General features: G+C 45.9%; 25 protein-coding genes, 7 tRNA genes and 1 pseudogene. 27 read left to right on the top strand and 6 right to left on the bottom strand.

Annotated elements, in window-relative coordinates; all coding sequences use genetic code 11:
• Position 1 precedes the first annotated feature (1 nt).
• The 3 genes and pseudogenes from ABFC84_09720 (at position 2) to ABFC84_09710 (ending at position 2,996) form a co-directional block, all read left to right on the top strand.
• On the top strand, positions 2 to 982 hold the full coding sequence (locus ABFC84_09720) for a hypothetical protein (protein MEN6413014.1): 981 nt from the start codon (positions 2 to 4) through the stop codon (positions 980 to 982).
• A gap of 165 nt (positions 983 to 1,147) precedes the next feature.
• A complete protein-coding gene (locus ABFC84_09715; protein MEN6413013.1) occupies positions 1,148 to 2,908 on the top strand; it encodes a recombinase family protein in 1,761 nt (586 codons plus the stop codon).
• Positions 2,883 to 2,996, top strand: a pseudogene (locus ABFC84_09710) (RNA polymerase subunit sigma-70). The gene ABFC84_09715 and the pseudogene ABFC84_09710 overlap by 26 nt, the downstream one beginning before the upstream one ends.
• Positions 2,997 to 3,023: 27 nt before the next feature.
• On the opposite strand, the gene ABFC84_09705 reads toward ABFC84_09710, so the two are convergent.
• On the bottom strand, positions 3,024 to 4,592 hold the full coding sequence (locus ABFC84_09705) for a recombinase family protein (protein ID MEN6413012.1): 1,569 nt from the start codon (positions 4,590 to 4,592) through the stop codon (positions 3,024 to 3,026).
• 139 nt (positions 4,593 to 4,731) lie between these two features.
• Here ABFC84_09705 and ABFC84_09700 point away from each other — a divergent pair, with 139 nt between their 5' ends.
• The 14 genes from ABFC84_09700 to ABFC84_09635 all read left to right on the top strand — a co-directional run bounded on the left by ABFC84_09700 (position 4,732) and on the right by ABFC84_09635 (position 18,851).
• Positions 4,732 to 4,932: a hypothetical protein gene (locus ABFC84_09700; protein MEN6413011.1), complete on the top strand. Its 201-nt coding sequence runs from the start codon at positions 4,732 to 4,734 to the stop codon at positions 4,930 to 4,932.
• A gap of 114 nt (positions 4,933 to 5,046) precedes the next feature.
• Positions 5,047 to 6,495, top strand: a complete 1,449-nt coding sequence (locus tag ABFC84_09695; protein ID MEN6413010.1) for a tetratricopeptide repeat-containing glycosyltransferase family protein — start codon at positions 5,047 to 5,049, stop codon at positions 6,493 to 6,495.
• A 27-nt stretch (positions 6,496 to 6,522) separates the two neighbouring features.
• Positions 6,523 to 7,122 (top strand): ribonuclease H family protein, encoded by a 600-nt coding sequence (locus ABFC84_09690; GenBank protein MEN6413009.1) that lies wholly within the window; start codon positions 6,523 to 6,525, stop codon positions 7,120 to 7,122.
• A 21-nt stretch (positions 7,123 to 7,143) separates the two neighbouring features.
• Positions 7,144 to 8,517, top strand: a complete 1,374-nt coding sequence (locus ABFC84_09685; protein ID MEN6413008.1) for an amidohydrolase — start codon at positions 7,144 to 7,146, stop codon at positions 8,515 to 8,517.
• A 441-nt stretch (positions 8,518 to 8,958) separates the two neighbouring features.
• Positions 8,959 to 9,915, top strand: a complete 957-nt coding sequence (locus ABFC84_09680) for an aspartate carbamoyltransferase catalytic subunit (protein MEN6413007.1) — start codon at positions 8,959 to 8,961, stop codon at positions 9,913 to 9,915.
• Positions 9,899 to 11,188 (top strand): dihydroorotase, encoded by a 1,290-nt coding sequence (locus ABFC84_09675; GenBank protein MEN6413006.1) that lies wholly within the window; start codon positions 9,899 to 9,901, stop codon positions 11,186 to 11,188. Before ABFC84_09680 ends, ABFC84_09675 begins: the two co-directional genes overlap by 17 nt.
• Complete coding sequence (gene carA, locus ABFC84_09670; GenBank protein ID MEN6413005.1) at positions 11,185 to 12,249, top strand: glutamine-hydrolyzing carbamoyl-phosphate synthase small subunit; 1,065 nt, start codon at positions 11,185 to 11,187, stop codon at positions 12,247 to 12,249. Before ABFC84_09675 ends, carA begins: the two co-directional genes overlap by 4 nt.
• 2 nt (positions 12,250 to 12,251) lie before the next feature.
• Complete coding sequence (gene carB / locus ABFC84_09665) at positions 12,252 to 15,473, top strand: carbamoyl-phosphate synthase large subunit (GenBank protein ID MEN6413004.1); 3,222 nt, start codon at positions 12,252 to 12,254, stop codon at positions 15,471 to 15,473.
• Entirely contained in the window at positions 15,466 to 16,236 is a 771-nt protein-coding gene (locus ABFC84_09660) for a dihydroorotate dehydrogenase electron transfer subunit (GenBank protein ID MEN6413003.1), read from the top strand. Before carB ends, ABFC84_09660 begins: the two co-directional genes overlap by 8 nt.
• Positions 16,237 to 17,145 (top strand): dihydroorotate dehydrogenase, encoded by a 909-nt coding sequence (locus ABFC84_09655; protein ID MEN6413002.1) that lies wholly within the window; start codon positions 16,237 to 16,239, stop codon positions 17,143 to 17,145.
• A 15-nt stretch (positions 17,146 to 17,160) separates the two neighbouring features.
• Positions 17,161 to 17,877 carry an orotidine-5'-phosphate decarboxylase gene (pyrF, locus tag ABFC84_09650; protein ID MEN6413001.1) on the top strand — a complete coding sequence of 239 codons (717 nt, stop codon included), beginning with the start codon at positions 17,161 to 17,163 and terminating at the stop codon, positions 17,875 to 17,877.
• Positions 17,874 to 18,446 carry an orotate phosphoribosyltransferase gene (gene pyrE, locus ABFC84_09645; protein ID MEN6413000.1) on the top strand — a complete coding sequence of 191 codons (573 nt, stop codon included), beginning with the start codon at positions 17,874 to 17,876 and terminating at the stop codon, positions 18,444 to 18,446. Before pyrF ends, pyrE begins: the two co-directional genes overlap by 4 nt.
• A gap of 251 nt (positions 18,447 to 18,697) precedes the next feature.
• A tRNA-Gly gene (locus ABFC84_09640) sits at positions 18,698 to 18,772 on the top strand.
• Positions 18,773 to 18,775: 3 nt separating this feature from the next.
• Positions 18,776 to 18,851, top strand: a tRNA-Trp gene (locus ABFC84_09635).
• A gap of 103 nt (positions 18,852 to 18,954) precedes the next feature.
• Here the strand turns inward: ABFC84_09635 and ABFC84_09630 are convergent.
• Both ABFC84_09630 and ABFC84_09625 read right to left on the bottom strand, forming a co-directional pair.
• Complete coding sequence (locus tag ABFC84_09630; GenBank protein ID MEN6412999.1) at positions 18,955 to 19,296, bottom strand: type II toxin-antitoxin system PemK/MazF family toxin; 342 nt, start codon at positions 19,294 to 19,296, stop codon at positions 18,955 to 18,957.
• Positions 19,296 to 19,547 carry an AbrB/MazE/SpoVT family DNA-binding domain-containing protein gene (locus ABFC84_09625; GenBank protein MEN6412998.1) on the bottom strand — a complete coding sequence of 84 codons (252 nt, stop codon included), beginning with the start codon at positions 19,545 to 19,547 and terminating at the stop codon, positions 19,296 to 19,298. Before ABFC84_09625 ends, ABFC84_09630 begins: the two co-directional genes overlap by 1 nt.
• A 260-nt stretch (positions 19,548 to 19,807) precedes the next feature.
• Here ABFC84_09625 and ABFC84_09620 point away from each other — a divergent pair, with 260 nt between their 5' ends.
• On the top strand, positions 19,808 to 19,999 hold the full coding sequence (locus ABFC84_09620) for a hypothetical protein (protein MEN6412997.1): 192 nt from the start codon (positions 19,808 to 19,810) through the stop codon (positions 19,997 to 19,999).
• 74 nt (positions 20,000 to 20,073) lie between these two features.
• Here the strand turns inward: ABFC84_09620 and ABFC84_09615 are convergent, their stop codons facing one another.
• The 3 genes from ABFC84_09615 to ABFC84_09605 are packed head-to-tail and all read right to left on the bottom strand — an operon-like array spanning position 20,074 to position 22,773.
• The gene (locus ABFC84_09615) at positions 20,074 to 20,877 is read right to left on the bottom strand and encodes an ABC transporter ATP-binding protein (protein ID MEN6412996.1); all 804 of its coding nucleotides are present in this window, start codon (positions 20,875 to 20,877) and stop codon (positions 20,074 to 20,076) included.
• 18 nt (positions 20,878 to 20,895) lie between these two features.
• On the bottom strand, positions 20,896 to 21,666 hold the full coding sequence (locus tag ABFC84_09610) for an ABC transporter permease (protein MEN6412995.1): 771 nt from the start codon (positions 21,664 to 21,666) through the stop codon (positions 20,896 to 20,898).
• Positions 21,667 to 21,696: 30 nt separating this feature from the next.
• Positions 21,697 to 22,773, bottom strand: a complete 1,077-nt coding sequence (locus ABFC84_09605) for an ABC transporter substrate-binding protein (protein ID MEN6412994.1) — start codon at positions 22,771 to 22,773, stop codon at positions 21,697 to 21,699.
• 130 nt (positions 22,774 to 22,903) lie between these two features.
• Between ABFC84_09605 and ABFC84_09600 the strand changes: the two genes are divergently transcribed.
• The 9 genes from ABFC84_09600 (at position 22,904) to tyrS (ending at position 26,700) form a co-directional block, all read left to right on the top strand.
• Entirely contained in the window at positions 22,904 to 23,569 is a 666-nt protein-coding gene (locus ABFC84_09600) for a hypothetical protein (GenBank protein ID MEN6412993.1), read from the top strand.
• Positions 23,570 to 23,594: 25 nt separating this feature from the next.
• Positions 23,595 to 24,401: a bifunctional hydroxymethylpyrimidine kinase/phosphomethylpyrimidine kinase gene (thiD, locus tag ABFC84_09595; GenBank protein ID MEN6412992.1), complete on the top strand. Its 807-nt coding sequence runs from the start codon at positions 23,595 to 23,597 to the stop codon at positions 24,399 to 24,401.
• 14 nt (positions 24,402 to 24,415) lie between these two features.
• The gene (locus ABFC84_09590) at positions 24,416 to 24,802 is read left to right on the top strand and encodes a response regulator (protein MEN6412991.1); all 387 of its coding nucleotides are present in this window, start codon (positions 24,416 to 24,418) and stop codon (positions 24,800 to 24,802) included.
• A gap of 123 nt (positions 24,803 to 24,925) precedes the next feature.
• Positions 24,926 to 25,002: transfer RNA gene (locus ABFC84_09585), tRNA-Asp, on the top strand.
• Between the two features lie 12 nt (positions 25,003 to 25,014).
• A tRNA-Phe gene (locus ABFC84_09580) sits at positions 25,015 to 25,090 on the top strand.
• Between the two features lie 6 nt (positions 25,091 to 25,096).
• Positions 25,097 to 25,171: transfer RNA gene (locus ABFC84_09575), tRNA-Gly, on the top strand.
• Between the two features lie 6 nt (positions 25,172 to 25,177).
• A tRNA-Cys gene (locus ABFC84_09570) sits at positions 25,178 to 25,251 on the top strand.
• Between the two features lie 43 nt (positions 25,252 to 25,294).
• Positions 25,295 to 25,383, top strand: a tRNA-Leu gene (locus ABFC84_09565).
• Between the two features lie 99 nt (positions 25,384 to 25,482).
• Positions 25,483 to 26,700 (top strand): tyrosine--tRNA ligase, encoded by a 1,218-nt coding sequence (gene tyrS / locus ABFC84_09560; GenBank protein ID MEN6412990.1) that lies wholly within the window; start codon positions 25,483 to 25,485, stop codon positions 26,698 to 26,700.
• Positions 26,701 to 26,945: the final 245 nt, after the last annotated feature.

Below are 26,945 nucleotides of genomic sequence, written 5' to 3'. Positions count from 1 at the left end.
TATGCCTGCGCATATATTTGTGCTCGATGAAGGAAATTATGCTATTTGTACGCACAGAGGAATCGTAGGATTGCCGGAAGCTGTTTCCGGCTCCAAAAACGAACTGGCCACGAATGATGCGCTACTTTCCCGAATGGCTATTGTTAAAGAGGGCGATTACATACTGTTTTATGTAACAGGCGTAAAGGAACTGAGGGGAATATGGAAGGCCGCAGGCAAACCATTTTATGATGATACACCAGTGTGGAGTGATAAAACATATCCCTTTCGTTATCGCTTGGAAAGCACGCAATACAGCTTCGCAAAGCCGTTGCGCCTTAATGATATTTTTGATTTAAGAAACTCCGGCAAAATATGGACTTTTGCACTTAAACGTGCAAGCGGCACGAATGCAATGTTCTCTATTTCTGATTTAGAATTTGATATTTTATTACAAGAATATCTGAAAATTAATCCATTTACGATGAGCAAAAATATCATTATGGAACCCTACCCCGTTAAGCCGGCAAATCTATTTGAGAAAATTCATAAAATGGACGGCGGTCACCTTCCACGCTATGAAGCGTCTCTCATGGCATTACTGTTGGGTGCTTTTGTTAAAGGTGAATTTCAGGATATATTTGGGAACTACTCCGACTATCTGAGCTATGTCCCCACTAATCTCGGGACAGAGATTGATATTCTTTTGTTTTTTGGCAACCCTCAGAATAAACAGCAAACGATGTCTTACGACATAATAGAAGTAAAACTAGATCGTTTTGATGCTAAGGCTCTCCGGCAATTGATTGGCTATGAAGCATGGTTTATTCATAAAAAGGTTCAGGGTGATATGAACATGGTGCGAGTTAGTGCCATCGCCAAACGGTTTGACGCGGATGTTGTGGACTACGTTCAAAAAAGGAAGCAATTTGAGGGCAAAGAAATTAAGCTATTCCAGTATGATATTGCACAAAACGGAGAATTGATGCTTAGCTTGATGTAGGTTCAATATGCCTCGTTCATTAAAGAGTTTTTCTTGAATCGCTGGTAAAGACAAGCCGCTAATCCTAAATTTAGGATTAGCGGCTTGTCTTTTGTCCTGTTTTATATTGTGGACGCTGTGTTATAATAAATGACAATATAGAACATAAAAGGCTGGTGCGATAAAGTGAAGCAAACGAAAGAAAATACGGAACAGATTGCCATTTATTCTCGTAAATCTAAATTTACAGGGAAGGGCGAAAGTATCGAAAATCAAGTCGAGCTATGCAGGCAGTATATTCGTGCCCATTACCCTAATTGCAATGACGAAAGTATCTTAATATATGAAGATGAAGGATTTTCGGGAAAAAATACGGAGCGTCCTCACTTTAAGAAGATGATGGCTGATGCAAGGGCAAATACCTTTTCTGCTATCGTCTGCTATCGCCTTGACCGCATAAGCCGTAACATAGGTGACTTTGCCAAGCTGATTGAGGAATTGGATGGTTTGAATGTTTCCTTTATTTCTATTAAGGAACAATTTGATACTTCTTCTCCTATGGGTAGAGCCATGATGTATATTTCCTCTGTATTTTCGCAGCTAGAGCGTGAAACGATAGCTGAGCGTATCCGTGATAATATGCACGAGTTAGCCAAAACCGGCCGTTGGCTTGGTGGCAGAACGCCCACAGGGTATAAGTCTGAATCAGTGGAGAAGATAACGGTAGAAGGAAAAACAAAAAAAGCCTGTAAGTTAACACTCATTCCCGAAGAAGCAGAAATCATTAAACAGATTTATAGAGTGTTTTTGGAAACAAATTCACTGACAAAAACGGAAACGTACTTCATTCAAAACGGTTATAAAACGAAAAACAACAAATTGTTTACCCGCTTTGCTCTCCGTAATATTCTTACCAATCCGGTATATATGATTGCTGATGAAGATGCTTATCGTTACCTAGTCGAAAACGAGGTAGAATTGTTTGCCGAAAAAGAAGATTTTGACAGCACGCATGGCATCATGGCCTATAACCGTACGATTCAAAAGTCCGGTAAGGCTAACCAAATACGCCCCATGGACGAATGGATTGTGGCTGTGGGGAAGCACATAGGTCTAATCAAAGGTACGGAATGGATTACGGTACAGGAATATTTAGAACAGAATCGGTCTAAGTCCTTCCGTAAACCCAGAAGCAATGTCGCGCTGCTTTCCGGTCTTTTATTTTGCACCTGCGGTGACTATATGCGTCCTAAACTAAGTAAACGCCTAGATGCACACGGAGAGTTTATTTATTCTTATCTTTGTGCCATGAAGGAAAAGAGTCGTTCTCATGTCTGTCAGATGAAGAACGCTAATGGAAATATGCTTGACAGAGTTGTGTGTGAAGAAATAAAAAGACTTGGCGCAGACAGCTCAGAATTTATCCGTCAGCTTGAACTCGGGAAAAAACAACTGGAAGGCAATCGTGAAGAATATGACGATAATTTAGATCGCCTGCGCGGTGTGCTTGCGGAGAATGAAAAAGAGATTACCGCGCTGGTATCGTCACTCACTAAAGCGGCGGGCACAGCAGCCGAGAGTTATATTGTTAAACAAATTGATGAGCTGCACGGCAAGGGCGAAATAATGAAAAGCCATATTTCTGAAATGGAGAGCCTTACAGCCAGTCATGCCCTTTCTAATATTGAGTTTGATATTATCCGTCAGATGCTCACAACCTTTAGGGATACGATAGACGATATGAGCGTTGAACAAAAACGCGCCGCCTTACGCACCTTTGTGAAAAAGGTAGTTTGGGACGGCGAGAATGTTCATGTATATTTATTTGGCTCTGACGACAGCGCTGGAATTGAATTGCCGCCGGATGAATTCCTTTCGGAGAGCGGCGATGGACCTACTGAAACTGAGGGGAATACTGCTGAGCCGTTGCGTGAGAATAGCAAATGAAATTCTAATGCATCTGCGAAGCACCCGCAGAACCCGGGCCGAAGTAAGTTTGTATGATCCCATCGGTGTTGATAAGGAAGGGAATGAGTTCCCCTCATGTGTTTATCAGTAAATGTCACTGCGGCAGCTTAGGGTGCAGCACGAGCGAGAAGTCTCGCCCTTTTTGATTTGGCTCTTTTAAGTATGTCGCATACTCCAAAACTGACTTCAGTAGTTTGTTTTTTGCTTCCGGACTTGTCGCCTTTCGATAAATGTCCAGAAGATTTTTTACTTTCGGCATAATGCTTTTTTGGGCTTTTCGGCGCATGATTTCATTTGCCAGGCTGGTCTCAGTTTCGGATATGGCATTGTCAACGTTTGTGATTCGTTCGGAAAGCTTTTTTGACCTGTCCAGATAGGTTTCTATATCATAGACTTTTTTTTCAAGCAGATCGTGTAAATTGTCCTTTTGCCGGGCTAGCTCATTACGTTCTTTCTGCAGCTTTTTTAGTTCTTTTTCTTTTAAGCAGGCCATGTTATTATTTTTTTTTGCCTGGGGATTGGCGTCCCATTGGGCACGGTACTGATTGAGCCAATGTTCAAGACCGCTTATAACCGCATCCTCTACATATTCAAAACGGCTGCTTTTGTTATGGCAATGTCTGTTGTAGCATATGAGGTGGGCTCTTTGGTTGGAGTATGGCCTGTAAACCATGGACAGGCCGCACAGTTCGCACTTGATTAGTCCGGCAAGCGGATTGGCTAAACCGTTAATAAGCTGAAATGGAGGATGGTACTTCTTTTTTAGTTTATCCTGAACCTTGTGAAATTCATCAAGGGAAATGTAAGGTTCATGAGCATCATATATCCAAATTTGTTCACTGCGGGGCCGGGATTTGGTATCCCGCTTTTTTCCGGGTTCAGCAGATTTTTTTTGTTCTTTTTTCTTCCAGGCTATAACACCGGCATAGACCGGATTTTTCAGCATCGACAGGATAGAAGAAGCAGACCAGTTTTTCCCCGTGTATGAAACATAGCCGAGCCGGTTTAATTCATTGGCAATTTTGTTAGTCCCCATATCTTCCTGTTGGTATAGTTTCCAAATTAACGCGGCGGCGGTACTTTGCTCCGGATTTTTAACCAAATACCTGCTGCGATCCTTTTTCTCAATCTGGTAGCCGTATGGCGGCACAGTGCCAAGATAGTTGCCGTCCTCAACGGAGCGCAGCCGACCGCCTTGCAGGCGCCGGGTAATGATCTTCAATTCTTTTCGGGCCATAAACGCCTCAAATTCGGTGTATTCTTCGTCAAATTCATCGTTTAAATCGTATATTTTGCGCGGCGTAACTATTTTAGTATTTGTATTTTTAAACGTTTCAATGATAAGTCCCTGGTCCTGCATGCCGCCGCGGCCAAGCCGGTCAATATCCATGCAAAATACCGATTTCCAGCTGCCGCTTTCGACTTCTTTAAGTAATTCCAGCATTTCCGGTCGGTGGATGAGGCTTTCCCCCGAAACTATTTCTTCAAACACCTTCGTAATAGCTACGCCGTATTCTTTGGCAAGGCGGAAAAGCGCTTTTTTATGCTTAGCTAAAGTTTCTCCTTCGCCACGGGCTTCCGCTTCCTGATCTTCACGGGATTTGCGAAGATAGAAGCAAGCCGGCTCAAGGTCTTTGAGGCTGGTATTCCGTTTATTGTCCACAGCGATCACCTCTTAGGGACACATTTAATCTTTGGCAGAATTTAACAGTATATTATAATAGTAAAATAAACGGTAAAAACAGTCAATATAAAGTGTTGTCCCCATCGAACCGCCTCATAAGTTATACTGAGGTGATCAGATGGAACGCAAGTATGATGCAACATATAAATTTGGCAATATTACGGTTTATGTCGTTGCTCCACCGCCAATGGCTGAGAAAGAAAAAGAAACGATACTCCGTGAATATTATGCAGCTGCATGGGAAGCCTGGGACACAATTCCGGAAAAGCAGCGGCTGCAGATCAATGCAGCCTGCCGATATGAGGGAAAACATTATTGAATCAACCGCCGGCCGCGAAGGAGTTGCCAACGTATTCGTCGAATTAAAAAATAGCAATTACTTGTAATATGTGGTAAAAAAATAACTTTTATTGTGTGCGCAGAGGAGCAGCCCATGACGGCCAGTCAGTGTCTAGACTATGGAATACAATTGACGATGAGGGGAGAATTTCAACAAGCGGTTGTGGCTTTTTGCCGGGCGATTCAACTTGACCCCCAATATTCCCGGGCCTATAATAATTTGGGCTTGGTTTTGCAAAGAATGAACAAGTTGGCGGAAGCGGAGATTTTTCTCCGCCGGGCCATTGATTTGGATCCTCACGATTCATATAGCTATAATAATCTGGGGTTGGTTTTTCTCGATACTCATCGCTTGACCGATGCGGAAGCATGTCTGCGTCAGGCGATTGAACTCAATCCTCATTGTCCGGAAGTATATAATAATCTGGGGTTGGTATTAGAGGAAGCTGTTCGTTTAGATGAAGCAGAGAAATTGTATCGCCATGCCATTGCTTTGAATTCCCGGTATACGGAGTCCTATTATAATCTGGGGAACTGTTATAAAACGATGAAACGATTGGCGGAAGCCGAATCCTGTCTAAAACAGGCAATCCGGTTGCAGCCGGATTATGCTGATGCTGCATTTTCGCTTGCAACTTTGTACCTTTTGCAGGGGAAATATGAACTTGGCTGGCAATCCTATGATGCGCTGCGATTAAAGCAGAGTACGAAGCGGGCCGCGGGAATACGCCCCTGGCGGGGAGAAAACTTAACAGGATCCAAGATATTGCTTTTTTATGAACAAGGGTTTGGCGACACGATTCAATATATTCGCTATGTAGATAAAATAGCGAAGTTAGCGTCGGGAATTGTTTTATGGGTGCAGAAGCCATTAGCGGGTTTGATAGCAGCTTCTTATCCGGCTTTGACTGTTTATGCCGGTGAGAATGTACCACCGGGTCACTATGATTTTGCCTGTTCCCTACCCAGTCTGCCGGTGATACTGAATACTTCGGCAACGAGCATTCCTCAGACGGTTCCCTATATAAAGCCGGATTGCGGCTTAGTCGCAAAATGGCGGCGACGGCTTGACGGCATATGTGGCGGTCTACTGGCGCGAGGGGGTATTGTTTGGGCCGGAAATCCCCAGCATCATAATGACCGCAATCGCTCGATCCCGTTTTCGCTGTTTAGCAGCCTTTTATCTGTAAAAACGGTCAAGTGGATTAATCTGCAAGTGGGCAGTCATGCAGCTGATTTAACGACAACGAATGATGCTGTTATAGATTTTTCTCCGGATTTGGTTGATTTTTCCCAAACGGCAGGTTTGATAACAAATCTTGATTTAGTTATAACAGTGGATTCAGCAGTAGCTCATTTATCCGGGGCTATGGGAAAGAAAACATGGCTGCTCGTACCGTTTGCTCCGGATTGGCGTTGGCAGCTTGAACGAAAAGACAGTTCATGGTATCCAACGCTGCGGCTTTTCCGTCAGGACAAGCCGGGTGATTGGACTGAAGTGATAGCAAGAGTGAAAACAGCTTTAAAACGAGTGGAATCATAGTTGAGTAATCAAGGAGCGGATTGTACTGTGGCAAGTAAAAAATATTACGGCGTCAGGGCCGGAAGAGTGCCGGGGGTTTATAGTAACTGGGGGCAATGCAAACAGCAAATTGACGGGTTCCCCAATGCAATATTTAAAAGCTTTCTTACGGAAGCGGAGGCGAAAGCATATGTAAATCAGGCGGCGAAAATTTCTGAAGTACAGAGTGATGAAAAACACGAACTTGCCATTGATATTTTCGTGGATGGCAGCTATTATAAAAATCAATATAGCTGGGCCTTTGCCGTCTATCAGGGCGGTAAGGTTTTGTTTGCGGACAGCGGCGTCGGCGAGGATGAGGAAGCTGCCAGAATGAATAATGTAGCAGGAGAATTGGCCGCTACGGTTAAGGCAATTAAGTGGGCGGAGGCGAATGCGATAAAACCGGTCATGATTCATCATGACTATATGGGCATCGCTGCCTGGGCTGAAGGGTCATGGCAAGCTAAAAATAAGTTTACGCAGGCGTATGTCAAGTTTATTTTTCCCCGGTCGAGCTGGATCCGTTTTGCCAAAGTGGAAGGGCATACCGGTGTTGCAGGCAATGAATTTGTCGATAAATTGGCAAAGAAAGCATTGGGACGCTGAGTATTGCAGCGAGGCAGTAAAATGAATTATTATACAAGAAAAATTATACAAGACAGGGAGGCAGAGAAGATGGAGTTTGATCAGGAAGTGATTCAATTGGCAAAATCGTTGCAGGAAAAAACGATTGGGCGGCGGCGGGATATTCACCGTCATGCAGAGGCTGGGTGGACAGAGTTCCGGACAGCTTCTATTGTTGCCGACGCTTTGACGGATTTGGGATATCAGGTGTCTGCCGGTGATGAAGTGCTGGTTTCTGAGGCGATGATGGGAGTACCGGCTGCGGCTGAATTATCACATCAGGCAGAAAGAGCCTTGTCCCAGGGGGCCAATCCTAAATGGGTGGAAAAGATGAAGGGCGGGAAAACCGGGGTTGTCGGTGTGATGACTTTTGCTAAACCGGGCCCGACGGTAGCGCTGCGGTTTGATATGGATGCCAATGATGTTTTGGAAACGGAAGGCGACCGGCACCGGCCTTACCGGGAGAATTTTTCTTCCATTAATAAAGGCGCTATGCATGCCTGTGGTCACGACGGGCATACTGCCGTTGGCTTGGCGGTAGCGGAAATACTGGTGCGTCTGCAAGACAAGCTGGCCGGGACAATCAAGCTGATTTTTCAGCCGGCGGAGGAAGGCGTTCGCGGCGCGAAAGCTATGACGCTTAAGGGTATTGTGGATGATGTGGATTATTTTTTAGGCATGCATTTTGGCTTCAAGATGCAGAAAACAGGTCAGTTTTGCTGTAATATCCGCGGCTTTTTGGCGACGACTAAGTATGATGCCGTATTTAAAGGCGTTCCGGCCCATGCCGGAGCTGCGCCGGAAGCAGGACGCAATGCATTGCTGGCAGCGGCGACTGCAGCCTTGAATCTTCACGCTATTTCCCGTCACAGCCAGGGGGCGTCCCGCATTAATGTAGGCGTTTTGAATGGTGGCAGCGGGCGCAATGTTATCCCGGCCAAGGCTGTACTAAAGCTGGAAACCAGGGGTGTTACCAGCGAGATCAATCAGTATATGTCCAGTGAGGCGGTGCGGATTATTGAAAGTGCGGCGGCCATGTACGGAGTGGAAGTAGCTATCACGGAAATGGGCGGCGCGGCAGGCTGCAGCAATTCGCCGCTTCTGGTTGACCGCTTAGGCACTCTCGTAAAACGGATGGGGATTTTCAATGACATTGTGGAACAATGCGACTTTGGTGCAAGTGAAGACTGTACTTATTTTATGGAACGGGTTCAGGAACGGGGCGGACAGGCAGCTTATGTAATGGTGGGAACTGATTTGAAAGCCGGACATCATGATTCCAGTTTTGATTTCGATGAACAAGCTCTGACGCTGGCGATTGCTGCAGCTGCCGGTGCGGCAGTGGAACTGCTGACGGCTGCTGGGAAAAGAGCCTAAAAAGTATTGACAGTCTATGAAGATTCTGCTATTCTGTAACTAGTTGAATAAGGCCTTTAAGTTAGTCCTGTGAGGCTGGCAAGGGGGACGTTTTTATGTATTATTTGCCTTCTTGCGCAGCACACGCCAGAAGGCTTTTTATTATCCTTTTATATGGGGTATTGACATTGCTTGACGATATTTGTTAGTATATATATAAATAAATATCGTATAATTATAAGCGATGCCTTTAAAACGGTTCAGAGAAACCGGGAAGGATCGGTGGATAAGGCTATTACATCGCAAAAATACAAATACTATCCTTTAAATTGATCCTGTGTGGTCGGCAAGGAAGTATCTGGCATGGTCATGCCGGATGGTTTAACCAAAGAATCCTTGCCACCCATGGCAGGGATTTTATTTACGGCCCATTAATTTATTACATTATGAGGGGGAGCGGCGATGACCAAGAGCCAGGTGTCAATTCGGGGAAAGAACATCTTAGGGTTGGAAGCTATGTCGGTAGAGGAAATGGAACTTATTCTCCATACTGCCAAGGAAATGAAGGGGATAATCGGACGGGATATTAAAAAAGTGCCTACCCTGAGGGGGAAATCGATTATTAATCTTTTTTTTGAGCCCAGTACCCGTACCCGTACTTCTTTTGAATTAGCCGGAAAATATCTGGGGGCGGATGTGGTAAACATCACGACTGGTGCCAGCAGCGTAGTGAAAGGAGAAAGTTTGCGTGATACGCTTCTGACCGTGGAAGCGATGGGAGTGGATGCCATTGTTATGCGCCATTCGGCCGAGGGAGCAGCCCATTATGCGGCGCAGACAGTCAGTCCGGTGATCATCAATGCCGGCGACGGCGCTCACGCACACCCTACTCAGGGATTGCTGGATATGTTTACGATAAAAGAACGCAAGGGAACATTAAAAGGTCTTAAGGTGGCAATTATTGGCGATGTTCTCCACAGCCGGGTTGCCCGTTCCGACATCTGGGGATTACAGAAAATGGGAGCGGAAGTGCATTTGGCAGGACCTCAGACATTAATGCCCCGGGACATTGAGCAGGCGGGGGTTCAAGTTCATAACCGGGTGGAGGAAGCTGTTGAAGGAGCGGATGTGGTGAATGTGCTGCGCATACAACTGGAACGGCAAAAACGCGGCTTATTTCCCACGGTACGGGAATACGCCCGTATCTTCGGAATTAATCGTCAGCGGTTGGCACTGGCTAAGCCGGATGTGGTTCTAATGCATCCCGGTCCCATGAACCGGGGGTTGGAAATTGCGCCGGATATTGCTTACGGTGAGCAGTCTTCTATTCAAGAACAGGTAAAAAATGGACTGGCAGTTCGAATGGCCGCACTGTTTTTGGTTTTGATGGGAGGGAAAGAAATTGAAATTACTGCTTAAGGGTGGCCGGATTATAAACCCGGTGGAAAATGTTGATCATATTGGGGATATTCTCATTGAAGCTGGCCGTATTACCGCCATGGGAGCAGATTTGCCGGCCGACGGGGCGCAAGTTTATGACGCCAGGGGATTTGTCGTTGCCCCCGGGCTTGTAGATATGCATGTGCATTTGCGTGAGCCGGGGCTTGAGGCCAAAGAAGATGTTGCGTCAGGAACCCGTTCGGCAGCGGCCGGCGGCTTTACTACTGTCGCCTGTATGCCGAATACGAAGCCGGTTGTGGACAGTTCTATTTTGGTAGCTGGCCTGCTGCAGCGGGGACAAAGCGAGGGCGTAGTAAATTTAAAAGTTATTGGCGCTTTAAGCAAAGGGGAAGAAGGCAAGGAAATGGCTGAAATTGGCGATATGCTGCTTGCCGGAGCCGTGGCTATTTCCGATGACGGGCATTACGTTGATAATGCCCGTCTGCTTCGGAACTCGATGGAATATATCACCGCGTTTGGCCGCCCGATTATTTCCCATGCGGAGGACGAAGCTCTGGCCGGTGAGGGCTTTATGCATGAAGGCGCTGTTTCCGCCATGCTGGGAATTAAGGGGCGTCCTTCGGTAGCGGAAGATATTGCGGTGTCCCGGGATATTTTATTGGCTGAATATACCGGAGCTTCGCTCCATATTGCTCATGTCAGCAGTAAAGGAGCGGTAGAATTGATTCGTCAGGCCAAAAAGCGGGGGGTCAAGGTTACGGCGGAGGCGACACCCCATCATCTTACGTTAACCGACGAAGCGGTGACGGGATTTGATACTGCCACGAAAGTTAATCCGCCTCTGCGGTCCCGGGATCATGTTGAGGCACTGCGGGCCGGATTGAAGGACGGTACAATTGACGCTATTGCGACGGATCATGCTCCCCATGCTTTTGAAGAAAAAGATCAGGAGTACCCGTTCGCGCCAAGCGGCTTCTCCGGCTTGGAAACTGCAGTGGGGGTTGTGTTGACCGGTTTGTACCATACGGGAGAGTTTACTCTGCCGGAATTGATTTACAAGATGTCAACTGCACCGGCCAGGATCCTGGGGATTGAGGCCGGAGTATTGAAGGTGGGCGCCGCGGCGGACATAACCGTTATTGACCCGGATAAGGAATGGATAGTAAATAGTGATACTTTTTATACAAAAGGGAAATCTACACCTTTCCTGGGGAAACGATTAAAGGGGAAAGCGGTGGCCACTATTGTCGGCGGTAAAGTGATTATGGAAAATGGTGAGGTGGTTGCATGAATGGCAAATTAGTGCTGGAAGACGGCAGTGAGTATTGTGGGAAAATGCTGGCAGACACCCCCACTGACGGGGAAGTGGTTTTTAATACAGGGATGACAGGTTATCAGGAAATCCTGACGGATCCGTCCTACTGCGGACAGATCGTGACAATGACCTACCCGCTGATCGGGAACTATGGGGTAGCTAATCTGTTTGAACAATCCCGGCAATCTTATGTAAAAGGATTTATTATCAGCGAACTGTGTGAGCGGCCAAGCAATTGGCAGGCAGAGAATAACCTGACTGATTATCTGGTTTCGCGGCAAATTCCTTGCCTGTATGATGTGGATACCCGGGCTATCACCCGGGCAATCCGTTCCTCAGGTACGATGAAGGGAGTTATTGTGCCTGAAGGTTACAGCTGGGAGGAGACGAAGGCACTGTTGTCAATCCCGCCTGAAACGCAGGTGGTCAAACAGGTTACAACCGAGAAAGCCTACCGGATTCCGCAAGCAGGTCCTCACGTAGTGGTTATGGATTTCGGCATTAAGCGGAATATCCTTAACTCCTTACATAAACTGGGCTGCGATCTAACCGTCGTTCCGGCTGAAACCAGCGCGCAGGAAATTTTGGCACTGAATTCGGATGGGATTTTCCTGTCCAACGGACCGGGTGATCCGAAGGATTTGCCGGGCGTAATTGATGAAATAAAAAAATTGGTTGGTAAGAAACCCATTTTTGGGATTTGTTTAGGTCATCAATTACTGGCGTTAGCTTTGGGCGGTGATACTTATAAGTTGAAATTTGGTCATCGCGGCGCAAATCAACCGGTAAAAAATCTTTTAACCGGCCGGGTCCATATTACTTCACAGAATCACGGGTATGCGGTAAAGGAAGGATCTTTGTCCGATAAGAATTTAAAAGTTACCCACCGGGCTGTAAATGACGGCACGGTAGAGGGAATGCGTCACGTTCAACTGCCGATTTTTTCGGTGCAGTATCACCCGGAGGCAGCGCCAGGCCCGGATGACAATACGTATTTGTTTGACGAATTTATGACGCTGCTGAAGAAGGGGGAATAACTGTGCCGAAAAAACAAAATTTGCGTAAGGTAATGGTAATTGGCTCAGGCCCTATCGTAATTGGCCAGGCGGCCGAATTTGATTATGCCGGAACTCAGGCGTGCCGTGCCCTGAAAGAGGAAGGGCTGGAAGTGGTGCTGGTAAACAGTAATCCGGCTACGATTATGACGGATGCGAATATTGCCGATCGGGTTTATATTGAACCGTTAACGCCGGAGTTTTTGGAGGAAGTGATCGCCAAAGAACTTCCCGACGGGCTGCTTGCGACTTTAGGCGGCCAGGCGGGATTGAATTTAGCAGTAAAACTGGCTGAACGGGGTGTATTGGCAAAATATAACGTGGAATTGCTGGGGACTTCTTTGGAAGCAATCAAAAAGGCCGAAGATCGGGAACTCTTTAAGGAAACAATGCAGAAACTGGATCAACCGATTCCGGAAAGTACGATTGTTGAAGATATCGAGAGCGCCAGGGAGTTTGCCAAACAAATCGGTTACCCGATTATTGTCCGTCCGGCCTATACCTTGGGCGGAACCGGCGGCGGCATTGTAGATAATGAGGCTGATTTAGTCGATGTAGTAAATCGGGGCCTGAAATACAGCATGATCGGTCAGGTGCTGGTGGAACGCAGCGTGGCCGGCTGGAAAGAGATTGAATATGAAGTGATGCGGGATGCTGCTGATAACTGCATCACTGTTTGTAATATGGAGAACATTGATCCGGTAGGAATTCACACCGGCGACAGTATCGTGGTGGCACCGTCGCAAACGCTGACAGACCACGAATATCAAATGCTTCGCGGAGCCTCTTTAAAAATTATCCGGGAATTGGGAATAGAGGGCGGTTGTAATGCTCAATACGCTCTGAACCCTGACAGCGATCAATATTATGTTATTGAAGTAAATCCCCGTGTCAGCCGTTCCAGCGCTTTGGCGTCCAAAGCCACAGGCTATCCCATTGCCAAAGTCGCCAGTAAAATCGCTATCGGCTATAATCTGGACGAAATCGTAAATGCGGTGACGAAAAAGACCATGGCTTGTTTCGAACCTGCCTTGGATTATGTAGTTGTCAAATTTCCTCGCTGGCCGTTTGATAAATTTATGTTTGCCGACCGTATACTGGGTACGCAGATGAAAGCCACCGGTGAAGTCATGTCCATTGACCGCTGCTTTGAAGCGGCTTTACTAAAAGCTGTACGGTCATTGGAAATCGGCTTGCACCATCTTTCTATTCCTGAAATCGCCAAGCTTACTACCGAACAAATTCATGAGAAGCTGACGGTGGCCAATGATGAACGGCTGTTTGTGGTAGCCGAAGCCTTACGGCGGGGAATTTCTCTTGTTGAGATTCATGGGATAACCGGCATTGATCGATTTTTCTTAGAGAAGATACTTACTATTATTAATATGGAAAAACGGCTGTCGGCAGAACCGCTTACCGCGGAGCTTATGCTGCAAGCCAAGAAGAAGGGATTTGCCGATCAGACTATCGCTGAATTGGTGTCGCAGGAAACCGTTGATATCAGGAAATTGAGAAAGCAGCAGAATGTTATGCCTTGTTATAAAATGGTGGATACCTGCGCTGCTGAATTTGAAGCTGCCACACCCTATTACTATTCTACGTATGCTCAGGAAGATGAGGTTCAGGTTACTTCTCATCGCAAAGTGATGGTATTGGGGTCCGGCCCGATTCGCATCGGCCAGGGCGTTGAGTTTGACTATTGTTCGGTTCACTCGGTATGGGCCTTGCGGCAAATGGGTATTGAATCGATAATTGTAAATAACAATCCGGAAACGGTAAGTACCGATTTTGATACGTCGGATCGGCTGTATTTTGAACCGCTGACAACCGAGGATGTATTAAACATTATCGATAAAGAAAAACCGGAAGGGGTTATCGTCCAGTTTGGCGGACAGACAGCTATTAACCTTGCTGAATCTCTGGCTGAAGCCGGGGTAAAGATTATGGGAACCAGTGTGGAGAATATTGATCGGGCAGAAGACCGGGAAAAATTTGATGAGCTGCTGGAAAAAAGCAATATACCCCGCCCTAAAGGGGTAACGGTTACCAATGGGGAAGATGCTGTTGACGAAACCGCAAAAATCGGCTATCCGGTAGTCGTGCGGCCTTCCTACGTGCTGGGGGGCCGGGCGATGGAAATCGTTTATAATGAGGCAGAACTCAAAGATTATATGACCCGTGCAGTGAAAGCTTCCCACGAACATCCTGTCCTGGTAGATCGCTATATGCAGGGAACAGAAGTAGAGGTAGACGCCATAGCGGATGGGGAGGACGTAGTAATTCCGGGAATTATGGAACACGTAGAACGGGCCGGTGTACATTCAGGCGACAGCATTGCGGTGTATCCTCCCCAGTCGCTGTCGGAAAAAGTCATTCAGACAATTGTGGATTATACAAAACGGCTGGCTTTAGGGTTAAAGGTAAAAGGCCTGATTAATATTCAATATGTAGTTGTGGATGAAGTTGTTTATGTAATTGAGGTGAACCCACGCTCCAGCCGGACGATTCCTTTTCTCAGCAAAGTAACCGATATTCCTATGGTTAATGTTGCGACCCGGGTTGCTATGGGGAAAACATTGCGCTCCCTGGGATATGAATCCGGTTTATTGCCGCCTAAACCTTATATTGCAGTAAAAGCACCTGTTTTCTCTTTTGCGAAAATGCAGCAAGTCGATATCTCCCTTGGGCCGGAGATGAAATCAACCGGTGAAGTTATGGGCATAGATTATTATTATGCCCGGGCCTTATATAAAGCGCTTACCGCTGCCGGCATGAACGTACCGGAACAGGGAACGATTCTTTTTACGGTGGCGGATAAAGATAAAGCGGAAGCCGGTGAATTGGCAAAAGGATTTGCCGAACTGGGATATCATATTGTGGCTACCGGCGGAACGGCCCGGTATTTACAATCCATCGGTCTTGTTGTCGATACGGTGCAGAAGGTACATGAACATAAACCGGATATCATTCAAATGATTAAAACCGGTAAAATCAATATGGTTGTTAACACGCTGACTCATGGCAGAGAACCTCAGCGGGACGGCTACAAAATTCGCCGGGCAACGGTGGAACACGCTATTGCCTGCCTGACTTCCATGGACACTGTTCAAGAAGTATTGAATGTAATGACTTTTGTCCGGGAGCGCAGGCTGGTGTATGTGCTGGCCTTGCAGGATTATGTGGGAGGGGGAGATGATCTTGCCTAAGACAGTGGTGCGGGCGGTAATTGCCGGACAGCGGAAACTTAGCAATGATGTGTATGAACTGGTCTTTGCTGCACCGGAAATTGCCCGTCAGGCTGTTCCCGGACAGTTTGTTCACGTGAGAGTGTCTGAGCCTGATAGTGCCGATCCGCTGCTGCGGCGTCCCCTTAGTATTGCCGATGTTGACCGGCAGCATAATACCGTTAGTGTCATTTATCGCGTTGTCGGGCGGGGGACCGCCCGTTTGGCAAAACTTCAGGCCCAGGAAAATATTGATTGTCTGGGACCTTTGGGCAGGGGATTTACACTGCGGGGAGAACGGCCGCTCCTTATCGGCGGCGGTATGGGCATCGCTCCCTTGCAGTATCTTGCCAAAAAGCTCTGTCCGCGTCCGGTGGAAATATTGTTAGGCGGTCGCACGCGGGAAGAGATGTTTTGGCAGGATATGTTTGCTTCTATCTGCCAAGATATTCATATAACGACTGATGACGGCAGTTTGGGGCAGCGCGGAGTTGCTCCCGATGTTCTGCCTGATTTGCTGGAACAAAAGTCATTTGACATGATTTATTGCTGCGGCCCCCATCCCATGCTGGTATCGGTTGCTAAAATTGCCCAGGGAATAAATATCCCCTGCCAGGTTTCGTTGGAAGAATATATGGCCTGCGGCATAGGAGCCTGCTTGTCCTGCACTTGTGCCGCCAAAGACGGATCACGTAAAAAGATTTGTACCGACGGTCCGGTATTTTGGGCCGGGGAGGTAATATAATTGGACTTGGCTACTGATATTGCCGGTATTAAAATGAAAACACCGGTCATGACGGCATCGGGTACTTTCGGCTTTGGCCTGGAATATCGCGACTTTATGGATATTAACCAGATCGGCGCGATCGTAGTAAAAGGTACGACGCTGGAACCTCGTGCCGGCAATCCGGGACGGCGGATTGCCGAAACTCCGGCCGGTATGCTGAATGCTATTGGGCTTGAAAATCCTGGGGTGGAAGAATTTATTCAGGGAATATTGCCGAAACTATCAACGTATGAAGTACCGATTATTGTAAATATTTCCGGGAAAACGGCGGAAGAGTATGGCGAACTGGCAAGCCGGTTGAATATTCCCGGTGTGGCCGGAATTGAGGTCAACATCTCCTGTCCCAATGTCAAGCAGGGGGGAATTGCCTTTGGCACAGACCGGAACAGTGCGGCTTCAGTAGTAAGGCAAGTCAAGGATAACAGCCGCGTACCGGTTATTGCCAAATTATCACCCAATGTGACGGATATTGTTTCTATGGCTCAGGCAGTGGAGGCGGCCGGCGCAGATGCCATTTCGCTGATTAATACGTTATTGGGCATGGCAATTGACATTCACAGCTGGAAGCCGGTTCTTGGCAATATTGTCGGCGGCTTATCAGGGCCTGCCGTGAAGCCGGTGGCACTGCGGATGGTTTGGCAGGCAGCGCAAGCGGTAAAGGTGCCGCTGATTGGCATGGGCGGCATTATGACGGCTGAGGATGCCATCGAGTTTCTTTTGGCTGGAGCCAGTGCGGTGGCGGTGGGAACGGCAAATTTTGTTAATCCCTGTGCTGCCCGGACAGTGGCAGAGGGGATTGGCGAGTATTTACAGCAGCGAGGACTGACTCAGGTGAGACAGTTAGTCGGCAAAATGATTACACAATAGTAGAGGAGTGGCGTAATGAATGATCAACGGCTGATTGTAGCCCTTGATGTATCGGATCTTGCTAAGGTTAAGCAAATTGTCGCTGCATTAGGCGACAGCGTTAGTTATTACAAAGTGGGCATGGAATTATATTACAGTGTTGGCCGGGAAGCGCTGGATTTTTTGCGCCGGCAGGACAAGCAGGTTTTTTTGGATTTGAAATTTTTCGATATCCCCCATACAGTGGCGCGAAGTGCGGCTGCTCTTACCGGCTTGGGAATTTCTTTGTTAACCGTACATGCTTCCGGCGGTCCGTCGATGATGCGGGAGGCCGCTCAGGCGGTTGCCGAACAAGCGAGAAATAGGGGAATTGTCCGGCCAAAATTAGTTGCGGTTACAGTTTTGACAAGTATTAGTGAGAAAGAATGGTCGATTTTGGGATATGGCAAGAATACTGCGGAGCAGGTAATTCATCTTGCCCGGCTGGCTCAGCAATCCGGTATGGACGGGGTTGTGGCTTCACCGCGTGAAGCGGCGGAAATTCGTAAAGCTTGCGGCCGGGATTTTCTGATTGTCACTCCCGGCATACGACCTCAAGGTGCCGGCCTGAATGACCAAAGCCGGACAGCTACTCCGGCAGGCGCGCTGCAGAATGGGGCCGATTATCTGGTAGTGGGACGCCCAATTATTGCAGCCGCCGATGCGAAGCTGGCAGCGGAAAATATTCTTCGTGAAATGGAGGGTGTGAAATGAATGAAGCAGCAGTTAAAAAAATGTTTTTAGATACAGGGGCTATATTAGAAGGACACTTTCTCCTGACGTCCGGCTTGCACAGCCCTTTATATGTAGAAAAATTTAAAGTTCTCCAATATCCGGAATATACAGCTCAGTTATGCAAAGTGCTGGCAGGTAAGTTTGCCAATGAAAAAATTGAAGTAGTTGTCGGTCCGGTGACCGGCGGTATCCTCTTGGCTCACGAGGTGGGGAAAAATCTGGGCACCCGTGCTATATTTACGGAACGGGAAAATGGCAGGATGACTCTTCGGCGGGGATTTGTTATTAAACCGGGGGAACGGGTTCTGGTTGTCGAGGATATTGTCACCACCGGCGGTTCGGTGAGGGAGGTCATTGATGTTGTCCGCGAGCAGGGAGGAATACCGGTGGGAGTAGGATTACTGGTAGACCGCAGCGGCGGAAAAGTGGATTTCGGGATTCCGGCTCAGGCATTATTGCATCTCACAGTAGAAACTTTTAGCCCGGATTCTTGTCCTTTATGTAAAAAAGGACTGCCTATGACCAAACGGGGCAGCCGGAAATTATAAAGCAATTACGAAGCAAACAGCCTTGTTTATGATAGGCCGTTACTGTTATATAGGGGAAAGCTTTGATTCCCAAGCTGAAATATATTGTAAACAAGGGGAAAAGTGAGTATGATAGCGCCAGAAAATAATAATTCGCTGAAATAGGCAGTATCCCATGTTGAAATATAGATAAATCCATGATATTATTAGAACTTGTTCAGGACTTTGCAGCAGAAATGATATTTTGATCATATGACGCAGGATAGTGATATGCGGAAGTAGCTCAGTGGTAGAGCATCGCCTTGCCAAGGCGGGGGTCGCGAGTTCGAATCTCGTTTTCCGCTCCATATAGGGGTATAGCTCAATTGGTAGAGTAGTGGTCTCCAAAACCATTGGTTGAGGGTTCAAGTCCTTCTGCCCCTGCCATTAAAAATCTAGTAACGACGCGGCTTCAAGCCGGGTCGTTTTTTATCGTGCCTCTTTGGCGACAATGAAATAACCGGATAATAAAAACATTATCCGGCTAAAATTATTTACCTATTATATAGTTTTTGGCTAAATCTATAGCACGATCTAAGATGTCGTTTGGTGCTTTTTCTAAAAAAGACCATGAACGTGCATTATAATCCAATGATTTTAGCTGTTCGATTAAGATATCGCCGTGGGTAGTTGTCCTGCTGTCTAAAGATATATGCAAAGGGAAGCTATTTTGGGTTGAAGTTATTGGACAGACGACTGAAAATCCAGTAGTTTCATTAAAAAACGTACAAGAAATGACAAGTGCTGGCCGCCTTTTTTGGATTTCATTGCCGGACTGAGGGACAAAGTTAAGAAGAATTATATCTCCTATTTCAGGCGATTGTCGAAACATTAGAAAACCTCTTTGCCAACAGCAGGAGTGCATTCTATTTCTTTGCAGATATAATCTCCGGCTGTGTAATTCTCAAATAATTTTTTAAGCCTGTTTTCATTTGTTTCAACGATTTTTTTTAGAATAATTTCTTCGCCATTAATAACAACGGATAGTTTATCTTTATGCTTCAAATTCACCTGTTCTAACACTTCTTTGGGCAGGCGGATTCCTTGGCTATTCCCCCATTTTGCAATGCTTGTAATAATCATGCTAGGCACATCCTTTCTTAGTTTTAGTATATTCTATGTATATACTAAAAGCAAGGCGATTCTATGACGCTAGACGATATAAAAAACTATCTTAGGGTAGACGCCGATATAACCGAAGATGACAGTCTCATACGGATGGTTCCTTTTTTATTTGAATTTTTTAGAATTCAACAACGGGGGTTGGGTTTTGTTGTCGCTCATATATTTTTTAATACGTGAAAAACTAGATATAGTCAAGGCATAAAGAGGAGGCAGCAACGATGAAAAATAAAAAGAAAGCACCTTATTTACCGAAGGAACGAGATTTTTTTGAGCAGGAACCAAGGGATATAAGAGCATATTCAAAGAAAGATTCTACGGATCTGCCTGATCCGGTAGAAAATGCGATAGTAGCGAACAATATTGCAACTGCTGAATTTGATTATACCTATGGCGGAACGGAAGAAGAGTAGTATGAGCCAATGGCGCCTGCAGCCTTGAAAAGCCTGAACCCGGTCTATTTGCCGTCGGATTCAGGCTTTTTTATTTATAGGCCGCTTAGTTCATGTTCTTTGCCTTTGAGTACTTCATCTCGCAGGCTGAGCCATATTCTTTGGAATAACTCGTTATAGTGCAAGGTGGTTCGGATGCTGGCAATATCCCGGGGACGGGGTAAATCGATATCAATAATGGCCTTGACTCTGCCGGGCTGGGCAGTCATTACCATTACCCGGTCGCCCAGGCATAAGGCTTCATCAATACTATGGGTGATAAATACGGTGGTTTTTTGGCTGTTTTCCCAGATATGAAGCAGTTCTTGCTGTAAAATAATTCGGTTTTGTTCATCCAATGCGCCAAAAGGTTCATCCATTAGCAATATTTCCGGGTCATTGGCAAAAGCGCGGGCAACGCTGACTCGCTGTTTCATGCCGCCGGAAAGCTGGCAGGGGTAGGCTTGCGCAAATTTATCCAGCCCGATCATGTGTATGTAATGCTGGGCGATTTTTTTGCGCTCTTTTTTTGCAATACCCCTCATACATAAGCCGTATCCCACATTATCGAGCACTGTCATCCAAGGCAGAATCGATTGTTCTTGAAAGACCATTGAATTTAAAGGACGGTTCGTATTGTTAACGGTATTTATCTGGATTTTACCGTTTGAGGCATCTTCCAGTCCGGCTAAAATGCGAAGCAGCGTAGTTTTTCCACAGCCGCTGGGACCGACAATACAGAAAAATTCGCCATCGCCGATTGTCAGATTGATATCTTGAAGTGCAGCCACCCGTCCCGATCGGGTAGTAAAAATTTTATTAACATTCGATATCGTTATGCTATCGATTTCATAATTCATGCACTGCACCTCCTGTTGTCAAGTTTGTTGTTTCCAGGGAAGTGCCCAGCGTTCAAACATATCCAATAAAAGCGAAAAAAGATAACCCAGTACTGACAGCATAATCAAAGCCACAAACATTTGCTCAATATCAAACATATCATAGGCCCGCCAAATCATCCAGCCAACGCCGGCTTTGGCTGCCGACAGTTCAGCGGCGACGATTAGAATTAACGCCATTCCCATGCCGAGTTTTAAGCCGGCAAAAATCATTGGCAAAGCGCCGGGTAAAGCGATGGTCAGATAAAAATTTTTACGGCTGGCCCCGAAATTTTTGGCTACATCTAAATAAATTTTGTCAATACTTAATACTCCGGCCATCGTATTAATGACTACTAAATAAAAGACGCCAATAGCGATGGTAAATATTTTTGAGGTTTCACCCAAGCCAAAGATGAGGAGAATCAATGGCATCAGGGCTAGTTTGGGAATGGGATAGGTGGCGGCGATCATCGGTTCAAAGGCCGAGCGAACCAAAGGCGATAATCCCATACTGATACCGAGCAGTACGCCGGGAATGGAACCTACCAGAAATCCCCACCACACCCGCTGTACACTGACAAAAGTATTGTAAAGCAGTTCTCCGGAAAGCAGCAGCGGGATAAAAGATTGGATGATTAGGCTGGGACTTGACAATAACCGTATGTCGATAGCATTTATGCGAGCCAAAAACTCCCACAGCAGCAGCAAACTAAGGGGCGATAACACAGAAAGGGTGCGGATTAAAATAGTATGATTAGGAATTTTCACTTTATAATCGCCTCCCGGCAGTAAATAGCATTATTGATATTTACCCAGGACTTTCAGGGCAAAATCGACAAATTGGTTATCGACAACATCCTGAACTTGAAGGTCGGATTTCAATAAATTGTTTTGTTTGTACCAGGCTAAGTCCATTTCGATTCCTTTCATACGAACATAACCGTCGGGATTTAAGCCGGTGGGAAACATTTTTTCATAGAGAACAGGATCTTTAGTAACTGAGTACTTGCAAAGGATATTGACAATTTGTTGTTTGTCTTTGTCTTTAAAAAAAGCATCGTTGTAATCCCGTATCGATCTTATATATGCCGTCATAAAGCGATCGGCAATTTGGGGATTTTTCGTCATGCTCGGGCCAAATACAAGCAGTGCTGTTTGGGCGTCAGGATCATATTCGGCGGGATCTTTCCATGGGTCCAGAAGGCCTTTTGACATACCCTGAGTTACAAAAGGCTCGATGACCATGGCGGCGTCAATGCTCTTATTGCCAAGGGAAACCAGCATGTCAGGAAAAGCCCGGATGACTTGCAGATCAATATCATTGACGGTTAAACCGCCTTTTTCCAAAACCCGTACCAAGGCAATTTCATCCAAAGAAGCTGTACCGACAATGGCAATTTTTTTACCGCGCAAGTCAGTATAATCTTTGATAGTATCTACTAAGTCTTTGCGAATAACCAACCGGTAATAGCCCTTGCCGGGAACGTTAATGCCTTTATCCGCTACAATTTTCACAGGAATATCCCGGGATATGGCATTGAATAAGCCGGAGGCTGTAACCGTTGCGCCAACATCCAATTGTCCGGCAGCAAGCTGGTTGATCATCTCCTGTCCGGAATTGAATTGCACCGGTTCAATTTTTATACCTAAATCATTGTAATATCCTTTGGCCATGCCGATGAGAATTCCGGCATCGGAAACGACTTGTTTCATACCTACTTTTACTACCGTTTCCTGGGAAAGCGGAGTCAGCGTGGCTGCCCATGCCGGACCTTGTTTTAGTGAGGTTTGGGTAGCAGGATTTTGACCGCAGGCTGTGAGAAAAAGTGCCGCAACCAGCAGTGAAATCAATTTTACCCAGATACCCCTATTCATATGTATCCCCCCTGATGCTTTGTTTAGAAACTACTGCATGATATTCACCGGATTGACTTTTGGTTACCAAGCAAGCAGGTTTTTTCAGGATAATACAGAATATCTAATAAAGTGGGAGTTGAAATTAGAGATGGAAGATGTAATTCAGGAGATTCAGCAATGGACATTTTTAGCATCATTGCCGGCAGAAATAAATGGTTTTATCTTAAAAAAGCAATTAACAAGGCGGAATACTCAGTTTTTGATTTTTTGTTATGAAAATTCCGGCTGTCATCGCAGCTTTTCTGTTTTATATGATAGCGAAACGAAGGATTATTTAGCACAGGTAGTTGCTGGCCTTACCGAATATTGCGATATTGGGTTTATCGTTGGCGATCTTTCTGCTTTAGAACGAGTTCTTTCCATGCGAATGGCAAAAACGATACATGATTTAGCTGTATTTAATGAAAGCGCATTAAGCAGTATTGTTAAAGATAAAAAGATTTTAGAGTGGACATATGCGAAACAGCTGCCAAGTGAAATTTCCGGGTTTGAGCTGTATATTCGGCCGTTTGAACCGCTAAAAGTGCTTAATGGTGCTTATATTATTATTGATTATAGCGATTTTGCTGCCGAGAGCAACTTAACGATTTATTATAATGTTTTTCGCGATGATTTTTTCGGTGAACTTCGTCTTCACCGAACACCGGAAATGGCTGCAGTATTTGAATGTAAACAGCTAAATGAACTGGAAGAAAAAATAGAAGTTAACCTTAGGCCAACACTTGCTGAAATGCGCCGCAGGTTAACTGAATAATGGTCAGTAGGAGGAATATCCCTTTATGTTGCATACGGCGTTGACGATTGCGGGTTCAGATTCCAGTGGCGGAGCTGGAATTCAGGCAGATTTAAAAACTTTCGCTGCCTGTGGCGTTTTTGGCATGAGTGCGATTACAGCAATTACTGCTCAAAATACCTGTGGAGTAACTAGTATCAGAGAACTGGATCAGGCAATCATCCGTGATCAAATTGCTGCTGTTTATACCGATATTCCGGTGGATGCTGTGAAAATTGGCATGCTGTCAAGTGCGGCTATTATCAATACAGTTGCCGATGCTTTACAACAATACCGGGCGAAAAATGTTGTGTTAGATACGGTGATGATAGCGAAAAGCGGCAGCTATTTGCTGCAGCCGAATGCGGTAGCGGCGTTGATTGAACGATTAGTCCCCTTAGCTCTGATTGTAACACCAAATCTTTATGAAGCCTCAGAGATTGCCGGATTCTCTGTTGAAGACAGAACCGGTATGGAAAAGGCCGCTATTGCTATTAAAAACATGGGGCCGACGTATGTATTGATTAAAGGGGGACATTTGCCTGGGGATGCCTGTGATCTATTATATGACGGACGAATTTTTACCGTATTTTCCAATGAACGAATTGATAATGCTCATACTCATGGCACAGGATGTACTTTTTCTTCCGCTATTGCCGCCGGATTGGCGAAAGGACTGTCAGTGGAGACTGCGATTCGAGAGGCAAAGCGTTATGTCACGATTGCGATCCAACATGGGTTTCAATTAGGCGGTGGGGTCGGTCCCACTCATCATTTTTATGAATTATATAGGAAGTCAGGCTTGATTGAGTAGGAGGGTATTTTCTTTTGGCACGAATATTGGTTTGTGATGATTCAGCATTTATGCGTATGATGTTAAAAAAGATTCTGATTGACAACGGGCACGAAATAGTTTCTGAAGCCGGGAATGGAAAAGAGGCAGTGCAGGCGTATCGCCAGTTTCAGCCGGATCTTACGACAATGGATATTACTATGCCGAAGATGGACGGTATCGAAGCGGTAAAACTCATTCATGCGGAAAATCCATTAGCGCGGGTTATTATGGTAACGGCTATTGGACAGCGAGCCGTTATCACTGATGCTCTAAAGGCTGGGGCATCAGATTTTATCGTTAAGCCATTTGATCCTAATCAAGTAAGGGATACGGTTAATAAAATTTTGGAGGAGTCTGCTTCTCTTTATGAAAACTCTTGACAATAATAATGGATATGTTATAATATCCAATGTTACTGCGATTGCATAAAGTAATTTTGATTGAGGAATAAGGGTTGACATATTCCGATAAATCAAATACAATAACTATGCAATTCATCATATGGCCCGGTAGTTTAGTTGGTTAGAATGCCGCCCTGTCACGGCGGAGGTCATGGGTTCGAGTCCCATCCGGGTCGCCATTTTGTTTAAATGCCGCGGTAGCTCAGTCGGTAGAGCAGAGGACTGAAAATCCTCGTGTCGACAGTTCGATTCTGTCCTGCGGCACCATATAATGCGGAAGTAGCTCAGCGGTAGAGCATCGCCTTGCCAAGGCGGGGGTCGCGAGTTCGAATCTCGTTTTCCGCTCCATTTTAAGGCGGCATAGCCAAGTGGTAAGGCAGAGGTCTGCAAAACCTTTATCCCCAGTTCAAGTCTGGGTGCCGCCTCCAAAAAAAGTTTAGTTTTTCCATTAGAAAAGTTTAAAACCCTTTTGCCGGGGTGGCGGAACTGGCAGACGCAAGGGACTTAAAATCCCTCGGAGAGTGATCTCCGTACCGGTTCGATTCCGGTCCTCGGCACCAATAAAAAATAAACTCCTGACTTGTCAGGAGTTTTTTGTCCTTCTTGAAAAGAATTTGGATTTAATATAGATTTGATAAATAAAAGGAGGCTTTTGAGCAATGAATGTTCTTGATACTCTTAAAGAACGTGGGTTTGTCCAACAGCTTACTCACGACGATGAGATTGCCGAACTGTTAGCAAAAGAAAAGATTACATTTTATATTGGGTTCGATCCTACTGCCGACAGCCTGCATGTTGGCCATTTTCTGGGAATGATGGTTATGGCACATATGCAGCGGGCCGGTCATCGTCCTGTCTGTCTCATTGGCGGTGGAACAGCGATGGTAGGGGACCCCTCAGGCAAGACGGATATGCGAAAAATGATGACGCAGGATGATATAAGGCATAACGGCGAACGCTTTAAAAAACAGATGCAGCGATTTATTGATTTTACTGATGACAAGGCATTATTACTTAATAATGCGGATTGGTTGCTGGGACTTAATTATGTGGAATTTCTCCGGGATATTGGCGTTCATTTTTCAGTCAATCGCATGTTGACTGCTGAATGCTTTAAGCAGCGATTGGAAAAAGGGTTATCTTTCCTGGAGTTTAACTATATGTTAATGCAGGGTTATGATTTTTTAGAACTCAACCGCCGGTGCGGATGCATTATGCAAATGGGCGGCGACGACCAGTGGTCCAATATTCTTGCCGGGGCGGATCTTATTCGCCGCAAAGAAGGTAAACCGGCCTACGGACTTACCTTTACTCTTCTCACCACAAGTGATGGGAGAAAGATGGGTAAGACGGAGAAAGGTGCTTTGTGGCTTGACGGCGAAAAAACTTCTCCTTATGATTTTTATCAGTATTGGCGCAATGTTGATGATGCTGATGTAGAAAAATGCTTAGCGCTGCTTACCTTTTTGCCAATGACTGAGGTTCACCGGCTAGGTGCACTTAAAGATAAAGAAATTAATATTGCCAAGAAAACCCTGGCCTTTGAAGTTACAAAGCTGGTCCACGGCCAGGAAGAAGCTGAAAAGGCTCAGCAGGGGGCGGAAGCGTTATTCGGCGGAATCGGAGCATTGGATAATGCACCGACGGTGACAATTCGATCGGATAGTGTAGGGAAAAAGCTGATTGATGTGCTTGCCAATACGGGAATTATCGCATCTAAAAGCGAAGGTCGGCGGCTAATTCAACAAGGCGGTCTTTATATCGGCGAGGCTAAGATCCTTGATCCTGATTTCTTGCTGAATGCGGCTCTGTTTGACAGCAATAGCTTAATCATCCGTAAAGGCAAGAAAAGCTATCATCGGATTATAGTAGAATAAAGTTCATATTGATTTGGTTAGAATAACAACCTATCAGTTCAGTCGTAAAGATTAAATGGAGTAAATAGCTGATAGGTTGTTGAGAATTGGGGAAATAAATATTGACATAGTGGTTAAACCGTGGTAATATATAAAAGCTGTCTCGGGTAAGCGTGCCGTCCATGGCACACCCTCGACACTAGCGCATCCATGCGCGTCGTCGCAAACGGCAGCAGGCTGAGAACAGCCGAGTGTTCCTTGAAAAC

It is taken from the genome of Veillonellales bacterium (genome assembly GCA_039680175.1).
Taxonomy (GTDB): Bacteria; Bacillota; Negativicutes; order JAAYSF01; family JAAYSF01; genus JBDKTO01.
This window is presented reverse-complemented; position numbering and strand designations above follow the sequence as displayed.